Here is a 13,013-nt window from a genome sequence, read left to right as displayed (position 1 = left end):
CGCGATGAGCTCGCAACCGGCCGGCGTCGGACGCCGGGACTTCCTGAAGGCCACCGGTCTGGGCGCCCTCGGCGCCCTGGCGGTGGGCAGCGTCGGCGCCGCTGTCGTCCGGGGGACCGACGCGGCCACCGCCGCCACGACCACGCTCGCCTTGGCCGCCACCGACGGGTACGTCACCGTTCCTGGCCGGGAAGACGACCCGCTGTACATCTTCGGCTTCATCCCGGTCAGCCCGACGGCCACCGTCGACCAGCTCTCCACGCAGTACAAGGGCCACGCCCGGACCAGTGCGCCGACGCTGGACCTGAAACAGAACGACGACATCAAGATCACGCTCACCAACCTCGGTCTGGTGCAGCGCCCGGACCTGGTCGACTCGCACACCGTGCACTGGCACGGGTTCGACGTACCGTCGCCGCTGAACGACGGCGTTCCCGAGGTGTCGGTCGCGGTGCCGATCGGCAAGCAGCTCACGTATTTCTACCGCCCGCACCGCGAGGGCACGTACATGTACCACTGCCACTTCGAGGACGTCGAGCACGTACAGATGGGGATGACCGGGATCGTGTTCGTCCGGCCGCTCCAGGACGGTACGCCGATCGCCGGCTTCACCAAGTTCGCCTACAACGACACCGACGGCTCGACCGGGTACCACCGGCACTTCGCGATCCTGCTGAACGAGTACTGGTCGGAGTTCCACGACGGTGACCGGGACATCCAGGAGACGATCCCGACCGACTACGACCCCGAATGGTTCATCCTGAACGGCCGCTGCTACCCGCAGACCACGCTGCCGAACGACGACCCGTCGCTGCCGGCGTCGCTGCGGATCGCGACCCCGAACACGACCTACGACAACGCCCCGGACTACAGCCAGCCGAACTCGGCGCTGATCCAGGTGAACCCGGCCGAGCGGGTGCTGCTGCGGCTGGCGAACCTGGGCTACCAGCAGCACGCGATGCAGCTGTCCGGGATCCCGATGCACGTGATCGGCCAGGACGCGTCGCTGCTGCGCAACGGCAGTACGGACACGTCGTACTGGACGAACACCTTGTACATCGGGCCCGGTGAGGCGCGGGACGTGCTGTTCGACGCACCGGCCTACTCGGCGCTGCGGCCGAGCGGATCGGACGGGCGCGGCAACTACAACGTCTACTACTTCAAGAACCGGGACTGGCGGAGGTTGTCCAGCCCTGGTGTCACCGGACCGAGCGGAATGATGACCGAGGTGCGGGTGTACGCAACCCCGCTGCCGGCCCAGACGTACGTGAGTCAGACCTATGTCTGAGCAGGAGGCGACGACCATGCAGACGACCATGCAGAGGATCCGCCGATCGCTGGCCGGTCTCGCCCTGATCGCCGGCGTGCTGGTCCCGCTCGCCTCGCTGACCGCGAGCGCGAAGCCGGAGGCCGTTCCGCCGACCGGCATGGTCTGCTCGACCGGTTCGCTGGCCGGGACGACCAGGACGTTCGCGCTGACCGCGTCCGCGGGCACGATCGACACGCCGGACGGCAACAGCGTCTTCATGTGGAGCTACTCGCCGCTCGGCGGCCACTTCCAGAGTCCAGGCCCGGTGCTGTGCGCCGAGCAGGGTGAGACCGTGGTCGTGACGCTGCACAACAGCTTGCCGGAGGCAACGTCCATTGTCTTCCCGGGTCAGGACTCGGCGGTGACTGCCACTGGTGGCACCAACGGTCTGCTGACCACCGAAGCGGCGGCCGGCGGCGACGTCAGCTACAGCTTCACCGCGGGCCAGCCGGGAACCTACCTGTACGAGAGCGGGTCGGACGTCGCCAAGCAGATCGAGATGGGTCTCGCCGGCGCGCTGATCATCCGGCCGGCGCTCGGTGACGACTACGCGTACGGCAACGCGAGTACGCAGTTCGCGCCCACCCGTGAGTACCTCCTGCTGCTCAGCGACATCGACTCCGACCTGCACCACGCGGTCGAGGTCGGCGGCACGTACGACGTGAACGCGCTGCGGAACCGGTACTTCGCCATCAACGGGCGCGAGTTCCCGGACACCATCCAGGACAACGGATCGGCCCTGCTGCCGAACCAGCCGTACGGCGCGCTCGTCCGGCTGCAACCGAACACGCCGGCCGACAACCGTCCCGCACTGATCCGGATGATCAACGTCGGCGCGGTCAACCACCCGTTCCACCCGCACGGAAACCACACCCGGCAGATCGCCCAGGACGGCCGGCTGGTCGCCTCGACCGAGCACTTCGGCGAGACCATCGGCGCCGGGCAGACCGAGGACTTCCTGCTCCGCTGGGACGACGCCGACAACTGGAACCCGACGACCAACCCGCTCCCGGTGGCGCAGCCGAACTACCGCAACCTGTTCTTCAAGGACGGCAACACCTGGTACAGCGGCTCGCCGTACCTGGGTTACAAGGGCACGCTGCCGGTCGGCACCACGTCGCAGAACGCCTGCGGTGAGTGGTACTTCCCGCTGCACTCGCACGCGCTGAACGAGTTCACCAACTACGACCAAGGCTTCGGCGGTATGGGCATGCTGCTCCGCGTCGACCCGGCGGGTGGCTGCTTCGGCGCCGCCACCGCGACGGCGATCCTCGGCGGCACCCTCAAGTCCGGGTCGGTCAGCGCCCTCGGCCAGGCCGACGGCACGTACTACCAGGTGAACCCGAAGACGACGACCCGTCCGAACCCCACCACGATCGGGCAAGGGTCGATCACGGTCGCCTCGGCCGCCGGTTTCCCCACCACCGGCACGTACTTCGTCCGCATCGACAACGAAGTCCTGCTGGTCACCGGCGGTCAAGGCACCACAACCTGGACGGTATCCCGTGGCCAGCTGGGTACCTCGGCGGCGACGCACGCCACCGGCGCGGTGGTCAGCGCACTGGCGACGGACTGGTACGGAACATTCGGCGGCGTCGCGGCGGGCAGCAGCAACCTGAAGGTCGTCTACAAGGGTGCCAACTGCGCGACCACGACCGCGACGACCTGCACGGCGCTGACCACCAACCTGCCGCAGCAGACAGTGAAGATCTGCAACTGGTCGTCGGGCGCCGCCGGCTGCAGTACGCCGACCTCCGCGGGCTGGACGACCTTGCCGGCCCCACCCACACAACCGCAGGGCGTGGGCTCGGCCGACGTCACCTCGACGTGGACCCTCCCAGGCCCCGCGAGCGCGTACATCGGCACCGGCTCGTACGCCGGGCAGGTGCGGGTGCTCGTCCACACCCAGCGCTACACCGCACCCGCCCCGGGCACCTTCTCGACCTGGGGTGACCTGCTCAAGATCGTGTACGACGCGCCATGAGGAGACCTGTGATGATGCGTATGTCTGTTCACCGCGCAGCCCGGGTCCTGCTGGTGCTCGCGCTGGCCGGGTTCGGCCTCACGCTGGCCGGTGGCTCGGCGGCCGCGGCGCCGGTCGCGATCGAGTTGTGTGCCGTACCGGGAACCGCCGGCCTGCCCGGCGGGGGACTGGTACCGATCTGGGGGTTCGGTACGCCGGCCACAGCGGGCGACTGCAGCACGGCGTCTGCCACCCTGCCGGGGCCACAGTTGACCGTCACGGACGGGGATGCGGTCACGATCACGATCCACAACGCGTTGCCCGCCGGACATACGGTGTCGTTCGAGATTCCGGGCGTGACGTTCGACCCCGGTCCGTCCGACGCTGCCTCCGGTGCATCCGTCAGCCGTACGTTCACAGCGCACCCTGGGACCTACCTGTACCAGAGCGGCGGTGACGCCGGGCGCCAGGAGGCGATGGGCCTGTCCGGTGCGTTGATCGTCCGGACGACGACCGCCAACCAGGCGTACGCGTCGGCGACGACGGCGTACGACGTCGAGTCGGTGCTGGTGCTGACCGCGGTCGACCCGGCGTTCAACGCGGCCCCGGACACGTACGACCTGCACAGCTACCGGGCGACGTACTGGCTGATCAACGGCAAGTCCTACCCGGATGTCCCGGCGATCACGGCGACAGCAGGTCAACGCCTGCTGTTGCGGTACCTGAACGCCGGGTACGACAACACGTCGATGATGTTGCTCGGCACGCACCAGCAGGTGCTCGCGCGCGACGCGCGACTGCTGACGAACCCGTTCAGCGCCGGCACCGAGACCGTTCCGGCCGGCGCGACCGAGGACACGATCGTGACGGTGCCGTCCACCGCACCGCCCAGCACGCACGGCTTCCCGCTCTTCAACCGCCAGCTGCACGTGACCGCCGGCCCGCAGACCGGCACGTCGCCGATCGGCAACGGCATGCTGGTGTTCATCCAGCCATGAAAGGACGAACGATCAGGGTCCTCGGTGTCGTCACCGGCGTCGCGCTGGTGGCCGGTGCACTCACGGCTTGGCTGCTGTTCAGCGGGCACAGCAGTCAGCCGCAACCGGCGCCGGTCGCCCAGATCGCCTGGGGACGTACGGCGGTCGATGCCGACGGACTCGCCGAACGCAGCGGCGTACGGATCACGCAGGTCGCCGTGACCGGCGGCGGCGGGCTGATCGACCTGCGGTACCAGGTGCTCGACCCGAACCGCGCGAACAGCCTGCACGACAGCACCACGCCACCGGCGATCATCGACGAGGCGAGCGGGCTGGTCGTGCAGGACCTGCTGATGAGCCATGCGCACACCGGCAAGTTCAAGGCCGGCGAGACCTACTACCTGGTCTTCGAGAACCCGGGAAACTGGGTACGGCGTGGCTCGAAGGTCACCGTTCTGCTGGGCCAGGCACAGGTCGAACACGTCGTGGTGCGATGAGCGGCAGCGGCCTGGGAAGGCTCAGTACGAACCGCATCCCGCCGTCCGGGCTCGACGCCGCGGTCAACGTCCCACCGTGAGCCTCCGCCACCGCACGGGCCATCGGCAGGCCGAGACCGCTGCCCATCGGACCGTGTTCGGGACGGCGGTGCCAGAACCGGTCGAACACGAACGGCAGGTCGGCGGGCCGGATTCCCGGGCCGGAGTCGTCCACCGTGATCGTGACGCGTTCGGGTGCCGACCGGCAACCGAGCCGGATGCTGTCGCCGGAGCCGGTGAAGTGCACGGCGTTCTCGATCAGCGCGTCCAGCGCCAGTTCGATCCAGTCCGGGTCGATCCGGAGCCGGCCGGTCGGCTCCCGGTCGGCGAGCCAGCGCCGGTCCGTGTGCGCGGTCCAGTTCGCTCCGATCTCCGCGACCAGCGCCGCGACGTCGGTCGGGGTCCGTTGCAGTTCCTCGCCGGAGTCGAGCCGGGCCAGGGCGAGCAACCGGGTGGACAGCGCCGACATCCGGTCCAGCTGCCGTAGCGCGATCTCGACGTGCGGCTGGCTACCATCCGCATCCGCGAGTTCCAGATGGCCGCGGGCGATGGTGATCGGGGTCCGGATCGCATGCGAGGCGTCCCGGATGAACCCCCGCTCACGTTCCAGGCTGGCCCGGCGCTGGTCGGCCATCCGCTCGACCTGGCGCTGCGCGGCCGCCCGGCGGCGGGCGTGCCAGACCATCGCCACGAACAGCGCCGGCATCAGCGGCACCTCGGCGAGTTCGGCGTTGTCGATGACGCTGTTGGCGACCCGCGCACCCAGCACCCAGCCGGTCGATCCGGTCACCGCCAGCGCGACCAGCAGAGTCGGCCAGAGCGGCCAGACCCGGAAGCCGTACACGATCGTGAGGCTCAGGAACAGGAAGTGGTACGGGATCGTCTCGTCGCCGGGCAAGCCGATCATCAGCAGCAGCATCGCGGTCATGAACAGCGCCAGCAGACAGTCGACGACAGGCCCTCTGCGCATCCGCACGTGGTGCCGCGAGGACTGGTCCGTCACAGCTCCGGCGAGCTGCTCACGCTGTTTGTAGCTGATAGCCGACATTGCGTACCGTCCGGATGACGTCGCTGCGCAGCTTCGACCGAAGCCGGCCGATGCAGACGTCGACCAGGTTCGTCGCCGGGTCGAAGTCGTAGCCCCAGACCTCGGACAGCAGTTCCTGCCGGGAGCACACCGTGTCCGGGTTGCGCATCAGGTGCTGCAGCAGCAGGAACTCGCGCTGCGGCAGCTCCGCGGTCCGCTCGCCGACGTGCAACCGCCTGGTCCGGGTGTCGAGCACGATGTCGCCGACCCGGAGCACTTCCGGCAGCCAGGCCGCACCGGCCGGTGGCGGCGCGAGCAGCCGGGAACGGACCCGGGCGAGCAGTTCGCGCAGTACGAACGGCTTCGCCAGGAAGTCGACCGCGCCCTGCTCGAGACAGGCGACCCGGGCCTGCCGGTCCTCGGTCGCGGACAGCACCAGGATCCGGTACGAACGATCGTGCGTGAGTAGTGCGGTGAGGACGGCCTGACCGTCCAGTCCCGGCATCAGCAGGTCCAGGATCACCAGATCGGGCTTGCTGGTCAGGGCAAGCCGGAGCCCCTCGGTCCCGTCCGTGGCCGTGATGACGTGGAACCCCTCGGCTTCCAACGCGTTGCGGACGAAACCGAGCAGATCGGGTTCGTCGTCGACAACAAGAATCCTGCTCATACAACCCCCTCGAGGCACGACGGCCTACCCCCCCGCCGTCATTGTGCGACGTCCGGCAACCGGACGGAAGAGATCGGAACGCCCGGGCTCCACGCCGGATGACAGTCCTGTCATGCCTGTTCCACGGGCCGCGGTGCCGGCGTACTTTTCAAGCGTATGTCCCGCCACCGAGTATCAGCGCGTCTTCACGGCCCGCTGGCCCGGCTCGCCTGGTTCCTCTGGTACGTCGCCGTACTGCTGATCCCGCTGTTCCTGGCCCGGCAGGTGATCGAGCCGCCGGACACCAGCGCCGGGGGAGCCGTGGAGCTCAGCGCCGGACTGGTCGCGTTCTCCGCGCTGGTGGTCGCCGTCGCGCTGCCGGCCCGGCTGCCGTGGCTGATCGCGGCCTTCGGGATCGAGACGGTCGTCACCGTCCACCGGTTGATCGCCCTGGTCGCGGTGGTGCTCGTGCTGGTGCACTTCGTCGCGGTCCTGGTCGTCGACCCCCGGGGTCTGTCGATCCTCGATCTCGCCCACACCACCTGGGCGGCGCGCGCCGCGGTTGTCTCGACGCTTGCACTGGTACTGGTCGTCTTCCTGGCGCTGCGTCGTCCCCACAGGCAGCCGCGCTACGAGGGATGGCGGCTGGTCCACAACGGGCTGGTCGGGATCGTTGTACTCACTGCCTGGCTGCACGTCTGGTGGCTGAGGCATCTCGTGTCGCACCTGGTCCTGGCCGTCTGGTTCGTAGTGTCCGGCCTGGTTCTCGTCGGGCTTGCCGCGCGGCGATGGATCTGGCTGCCGGTCCGGGCAGGCCGGTTCGCGTACGTCGTGGTGTCGGTCCGGGCCGTGTCCGGGGACGGCGTGACGCTGGTGATCCAGGCCGACGGGCATCGGGGCCTGCCGTTCGAGGCCGGTCAGTTCGTCTGGCTGAAGATCGGGTCGACGCCGTTCGTGTTCGAGGAGCACCCGTTCAGCATCGCGTCGACCGCGGAACACCCGGAACGGATGGAGTTCACGATCAAGGCACTCGGCGACTTCACCGAGCTGCTGGTGGCGCTACGGCCGGGACGGCGGGTGTTCCTCGACGGGCCCTACGGCGGCTTCACGATCGAAGGGCTCGACGACGCGCCCGGGTTCGTGTTCATCGCGGCGGGTGTCGGCATCACGCCGCTACTCAGCATGCTGCGGACCCTGGCGGACCGCGGTGACCAGCGCCTGGCGTGGCTGATCATGTCCGCGCGTACGCAGTACGACCTGATGCTGCGGCCCGAGGTGAGCGAGGTGCGGGCGCGACTCAAGTTGAAGGTGATCGAGGTGGTGAGCGCACCTGAACCCGGCTGGATCGGTGCGGTCGGGCGGATCGATCGTGTCTTCCTCGACCAGGTCCTGCCGCGCCGGGCGCAGCAGTTGCACTACTTCCTCTGCGGACCGACCGCGATGGTCACCTCGGTAGGCCGCGACCTGGCCGAGCTCGGCGTTCCGCTGCGCCGTATCCACACCGAACGCTTCGGCGCTGTTTAGATACTTCCAGGACGGACTCTTCCGGCTGGAAGGTGCAACGTGTCAGGAGTCGAGGCGCTGCGGCAGTACCGGCGTGGGTGGCTGCGGTACGACCTGGTCGCGGGGCTGACGGTGGCGGCGTACTTCGTGCCGCAGGTGATGGCGTACGCGCAGCTTGCCGGGTTGCCCGCGGTGGCCGGGTTGTGGGTCGCGCTTGGGCCCTTGGTGGTCTACTTCCTGCTCGGATCGTCGCGGCTGCTGTCACTCGGTCCGGAGTCGACCACCGCACTGTTGACGGCGACCGCGGTCGGACCACTGGCTGCGGGCGACCCAGCAAGGTACGCCGCTCTGGCTGCTGTGCTCGCGTTGCTGGTCGGCGTGATCTGTGTCGTGGGATGGGCCGCGCGGCTTGGGTTCCTTGCCGACCTGCTGTCCAAGCCGGTGCTCGTCGGGTACCTGACCGGGATCGCCGTGATCATGATGACCGGCCAGCTGGGCCGTCTCACCGGTGCTCCCGTCAAAGGTGACTCACCGCCGGCGGAGGTCGTCTCGGCGCTGAAACTCATTGGCCAGTGGAAGCTCGCACCGGTGGTGATGTCACTGATCGCTTTGGTGTTGCTGTTCGCGCTGGCCAGGTGGACTCCGCGGCTGCCTGGTCCACTCGTGGTCGTGGCACTGGCCGCCTTGGTCGCGTGGGTCGCGAAGCTCGGCGACAGGGGAGTGGCGCTGGTCGGTTCGGTGCCGAGCGGTCTCCCGGTTCCGCACGTGCCGTCGTTCACCGCACACGACCTCGGCATCCTCGCCCTGCCTGCCGTCGGCGTCGCGCTTGTCGGCTACACCGACACTGTGCTCACCGGGCGCGCCTTCGCCGCGCGTGGCGGTGGCCGTACCGATCCAGGTCGCGAGTTGCTCGTACTGGGCCTCGCCAACGTGACCGCCGGTCTGTTCCGCGGCTTCCCGATCAGCAGCAGCGGCAGCCGTACGGCGCTCGCCGAAGCGTCGCGCGCGAAGAGCCAGGTGTACTCGCTGGTCGCCGCGCTGGCGATCGTCGCCACGCTCCTGTTCGCGGGGCCGCTCCTCGAAGCTTTCCCGATCCCCGCACTCGGCGCGCTGGTCGTGTACGCCGCTGTGCGGCTGATCGAGCTGGGCGAGTTCCGCCGGATCGCGTCGTTCCGCCGGAGCGAGTTCTTGCTGGCGCTGGCGACGACCGTCGGCGTCGTCGCGTTCGATGTCCTGTACGGCGTCCTCGTGGCGGTCGCGTTGTCCGTACTCGACGTCCTGCGCCGGGTCGCCCGCCCGCACGACGGCATCCTCGGGTACGTACCCGGGATCGCTGGTATGCACGACATCGACGACTACCCGGACGCGCGGCCGGTGCCGGGGCTGGTCGTGTACCGGTACGACTCGCCGTTGTTCTTCGCGAACGCCGAGGACTTCCACCGCCGCGCGCTCGGTGCCGTCGACGCCGCGACGACGCCGGTGCAGTGGCTACTGCTGAACACCGAGGCGAATGTCGGGATCGACATCACTGCGATCGACGCGCTCGAGGCGCTGCAGGACGAACTCGAGGCCCGCGGCATCGTGCTGGCCCTCGCCCGCGTCAAACAGGAGCTCCGCGACGACCTGCAAGCGGCCGGGTTCCTCGACCGCCTCGGCGCCGACCGCGTGTTCTACACCCTGCCCACCGCGGTCGAGGCGTTTCAGCGAGCGGCCAGGACCGCCACGGACTGACGCGCGATCTCCCACTCCTCGTTCGTTGGGATGACCAACACTTTGACCGGGCTCTCGTCGGTGGAGACGACCTGATCGTGCGAGGCGTTGCGGGCCGGGTCCAGGTGGATGCCGAGCCCTTCGAGGCCGGTGACCGCGGCCGCGCGGGCCTCGGCGGAGTGCTGCCCGACGCCCGCGGTGAACACGATCGCGTCGACGGTCCCGAGGACGGCGTAGTACGCGCCGATGTACTTCTTCAGCCGGTAGCAGTACAGGTCGAACGCCAGCGCGGCCCGTTCGTCGCCGTTCTCGCGCAGCCGCAGTACCTCGCGGAAATCGTTCACGCCGGTCAGGCCCTTGAGCCCGGACTCGGAGTTCAGCGAGCGGTCCGTCTCCTCCGCGGTCCGGCCCGCGACCCGGGCGAGGTGCCCGTGGATCGCCGGATCGACATCGCCCGAGCGGGTCCCCATCACCAGACCCTCCAGCGGTGTGAACCCCATCGACGTGTCGACCGACTTCCCGCCCCGGACGGCCGCGGCCGAGCAGCCGTTCCCGAGATGCAGCACGATCACGTTGACGTCGCCCGGATCGCGGCCGAGGACCTTCGCCGCCTGCCCCGACACGAACGCGTGCGACGTACCGTGGAACCCGTACCGCCGGATCCCGTAGTCGTCCAGCCATGACGACGGTACGGCGTAGGTGTACGCGTACGGCGGCAACGTCTGATGGAACGCGGTGTCGAACACCGCGACGTGCGGGAGATCCGGAAACAACCGGCGGGCGACCTCGATGCCCTCGAGGTTCGCCGGGTTGTGCAGCGGTGCGAGCGGTACCAGGTCGGTCACCGCGGCGATCAGGTCGTCGTCCACCAGCGCCGGCGCCGCGAACCGGTCGCCACCGTGCACGACACGATGCCCGACCGCGACGATCTCCACCTCGGACAGCGCCGGGCCGTGCTTCTCGAACGCCTGCACCGCAGCCTCGAGCGCCGCCTCGTGGTCGGCGACCGGCTGATCGTCCTCGTGGCCGTTGTGCACGTGGTGGCTCTGCTCCTCGCCGATCCGCTCCACGAGCCCGGTTGCCGCCGCCTCGCCGGTCGCCGCGTCGACCAGGCTGTACTTCAACGACGACGAGCCCGCGTTGATCACCAGCACGTGTTGAGTCATCGTGTCCCACCCTGCTGTGCCTGGATCGCGGTGATCGCGACCGTGTTGATGATGTCGCGGACCGTTGCTCCGCGGGACAGGTCGTTCACCGGTTTCCGTAGACCCTGCAGTACCGGACCGACCGCGACTGCGTTGGCCGATCGCTGCACTGCCTTGTACGTGTTGTTGCCGGTGTTGAGGTCGGGGAACACGAAGACCGTTGCCTTACCGGCGACGGGGGAGTCCGGCAACTTGGTCCGCGCCACGGCCGCGTCGATCGCGGCGTCGTACTGGATCGGGCCCTCGACCAGCAGCTCCGGTGCGCGCTCGCGGACGATGTTCGTTGCCTTGGACACCTTTTCCACATCGGTTCCCGTGCCGGACGAGCCGGTCGAGTACGACAGCATCGCCACCCGCGGCTCGACCCCGAACGCGGCGGCGGTCGCGGCCGACGAGATCGCGATGTCCGCGAGCTGCTCCGCGTTCGGATCCGGGTTCACCGCGCAGTCCCCGTACACCAGGACCTGGTTCTCCAGGCACATGAAGAACACCGACGAGACCACGGAGACGCCCGGTACGGTCTTCACCACCTCGAGCGCCGGCCGGATCGTGTGCGCGGTGGTGTGTACAGCGCCGGACACCATCCCGTCCGCGAGTCCGAGCTGGACCATCATCGTGCCGAAGTACGACACGTCCCGGACAAGTTCGCGGGCCCGGTCGAGGTCGACGCCACGGTGCTGCCGCAGCCGGTGGTACTCCGCGGCGAATCGTTCGGTCAGCTCGCTGTGCTCGGGATGTACGACGGTCGCCGCGCTCACGTCGACGCCGAGCGTCGCGGCCTTCTGGCTGATCGTGGTCGGGTCGCCGAGCAGCGTGAGGTCCGCGACACCGCGGCGGAGGAGTACGTCGGCGGCCCGGAGGATCCGCTCCTCCTCGCCCTCCGGCAGGACGATGTGGCGGCGGTCGGAGACGGCTCGGTCCACGAGTTGGTGCTCGAACATGAGCGGGGTGACGGCGCTGCTCCGGGCGAGGGCGAGCTGATCAAGGAGCGCCGGGCCGTCGACGTACTGGTCGAAGAGGGCGAGCGCGGTGTCGATCTTGCGCGGCGCGTCCTTGGTCAGGCGGCCGCGGACCGCGGTGAGTTTGGTGGACGTGGCCTGCGTACCGAGATCGGTTTCGATCAGCGGGAGGGTGACGCCGAGGCCTTCGATCAGGCGCTGGACCTGGTTCGGGAGTTCGAAGCCGCCGTTGAGGATGATCGCGGCGATCTGCGGGAAGTTGCGGGACGCGTGCGCCATCACGACGCCGAGCACGACCTCCGGGCGGTCGCCGGCGGTGACGACGGCGGCACCCTCGAAGAGGCGGTCGAGCACGTTCGGCATGGTCATGCCGGCGATCATCAGCCCGGTGACCTCGCGGGTCAGGAGCTGCGGATCGCCGCTGAGCAACCGCCCGTCGATCGGCGCCAGAAAGTCCGCGACCAGCGGCTGATTCAGCAACGCCTCCTCAGGAATCGCAAACGCCGGCGCCCCCACACCCTCGAGCGCCGCAACCAACGCCGCACGACCACCGTCCGCGCCCCCGCCTTCCGCCCCGCCGCCTCCCGTGCCGCCTTCTGTGCCGCCTTCTGTGCCGCCCTCCGCGCGGATCTCGCCTGTGTCGGTGCCGACGCGGTTTGCGATCACGGCGAACAGCGAGCCGTGGTTTGCGGCCAGTTCGGCGGCGGCCATGTCGGCGATCGCGCGGACGTCGTGCGGGGTCCGGTCGTACCCGTTCAGCACGAGCAGCACCGGGGCACCGAGATTCGCCGCGATCTTCGCGTTGAACGAGAACTCCGTCGGCGTACCGACGTCGGTGTAGTCGCTCCCGACGATCAGCACCGCATCAGCCTTCTCGGCCACCGCGTGGTACCGCTGCACGATCGTGTCCAGCGCTGCGTCAGGATCGTCGTGGACGGCGTCGTACGTCACGCCGACCCCGTCCTCGTACGCCTGGTCGACCGAATCCTGCGAGATCAGCAGATCGAGAACGTAGTCCCGCCCACCATGCGTCGCGGTGTCGGCCCGCACGATCGGCCGGAACACAGCGACCCGCCCGACCCGCCGCGACAACTGATGCAGCACACCGAGAGCCACCGTCGACTTCCCGGTGGTCCCCTCCACAGAAGCAACGTAGACACTGCTACCCATACCGCGAA

The 13,013-nt window shown here is 69.0% G+C and carries 10 protein-coding genes; 6 read left to right on the top strand and 4 right to left on the bottom strand.

What is annotated here, in order from left to right:
* Positions 1 to 4 precede the first annotated feature (4 nt).
* Genes ACFYRU_RS21645 through ACFYRU_RS21630 form a run of 4 tightly spaced genes read left to right on the top strand, consistent with a single transcriptional unit; the run spans position 5 to position 4,746 of the window.
* Complete coding sequence (locus ACFYRU_RS21645; RefSeq protein WP_387661698.1) at positions 5 to 1,288, top strand: multicopper oxidase domain-containing protein; 1,284 nt, start codon at positions 5 to 7, stop codon at positions 1,286 to 1,288.
* Positions 1,281 to 3,293 carry a multicopper oxidase domain-containing protein gene (locus ACFYRU_RS21640; protein WP_387661696.1) on the top strand — a complete coding sequence of 671 codons (2,013 nt, stop codon included), beginning with the start codon at positions 1,281 to 1,283 and terminating at the stop codon, positions 3,291 to 3,293. The genes ACFYRU_RS21645 and ACFYRU_RS21640 overlap by 8 nt, the downstream gene beginning before the upstream one ends.
* Before the next feature lie 14 nt (positions 3,294 to 3,307).
* The gene (locus ACFYRU_RS21635) at positions 3,308 to 4,270 is read left to right on the top strand and encodes a multicopper oxidase domain-containing protein (protein WP_387661694.1); all 963 of its coding nucleotides are present in this window, start codon (positions 3,308 to 3,310) and stop codon (positions 4,268 to 4,270) included.
* Complete coding sequence (locus tag ACFYRU_RS21630; RefSeq protein WP_387661692.1) at positions 4,267 to 4,746, top strand: hypothetical protein; 480 nt, start codon at positions 4,267 to 4,269, stop codon at positions 4,744 to 4,746. The genes ACFYRU_RS21635 and ACFYRU_RS21630 overlap by 4 nt, the downstream gene beginning before the upstream one ends.
* On the opposite strand, the gene ACFYRU_RS21625 is transcribed toward ACFYRU_RS21630, so the two are convergent.
* Positions 4,697 to 5,833 carry a sensor histidine kinase gene (locus ACFYRU_RS21625; protein ID WP_387661691.1) on the bottom strand — a complete coding sequence of 379 codons (1,137 nt, stop codon included), beginning with the start codon at positions 5,831 to 5,833 and terminating at the stop codon, positions 4,697 to 4,699. The two genes, ACFYRU_RS21630 and ACFYRU_RS21625, sit on opposite strands and share 50 nt — an antisense overlap.
* Entirely contained in the window at positions 5,805 to 6,479 is a 675-nt protein-coding gene (locus ACFYRU_RS21620; protein WP_387661689.1) for a response regulator transcription factor, read from the bottom strand. Before ACFYRU_RS21620 ends, ACFYRU_RS21625 begins: the two co-directional genes overlap by 29 nt.
* Positions 6,480 to 6,635: 156 nt before the next feature.
* Here ACFYRU_RS21620 and ACFYRU_RS21615 point away from each other — a divergent pair, with 156 nt between their 5' ends.
* The gene (locus tag ACFYRU_RS21615) at positions 6,636 to 7,982 is read left to right on the top strand and encodes a ferric reductase-like transmembrane domain-containing protein (protein WP_387661687.1); all 1,347 of its coding nucleotides are present in this window, start codon (positions 6,636 to 6,638) and stop codon (positions 7,980 to 7,982) included.
* 39 nt (positions 7,983 to 8,021) lie between these two features.
* Positions 8,022 to 9,692: a SulP family inorganic anion transporter gene (locus ACFYRU_RS21610; RefSeq protein WP_387661685.1), complete on the top strand. Its 1,671-nt coding sequence runs from the start codon at positions 8,022 to 8,024 to the stop codon at positions 9,690 to 9,692.
* Here ACFYRU_RS21610 and ACFYRU_RS21605 read toward each other — a convergent pair.
* Both ACFYRU_RS21605 and pta read right to left on the bottom strand, forming a co-directional pair.
* Positions 9,662 to 10,837, bottom strand: a complete 1,176-nt coding sequence (locus tag ACFYRU_RS21605; protein ID WP_387661683.1) for an acetate/propionate family kinase — start codon at positions 10,835 to 10,837, stop codon at positions 9,662 to 9,664. The genes ACFYRU_RS21610 and ACFYRU_RS21605 overlap by 31 nt on opposite strands.
* A complete protein-coding gene (gene pta, locus ACFYRU_RS21600) occupies positions 10,834 to 13,005 on the bottom strand; it encodes a phosphate acetyltransferase (protein ID WP_387661681.1) in 2,172 nt (723 codons plus the stop codon). The genes ACFYRU_RS21605 and pta overlap by 4 nt, the downstream gene beginning before the upstream one ends.
* Positions 13,006 to 13,013 lie beyond the last annotated feature (8 nt).

This window comes from Kribbella sp. NPDC004536 (genome assembly GCF_042873835.1).
Taxonomy (GTDB): Bacteria; Actinomycetota; Actinomycetes; order Propionibacteriales; family Kribbellaceae; genus Kribbella.
The sequence above is the reverse complement of the archived record's forward strand: the minus strand, read 5'-3'. Positions and strand labels throughout refer to the sequence as shown.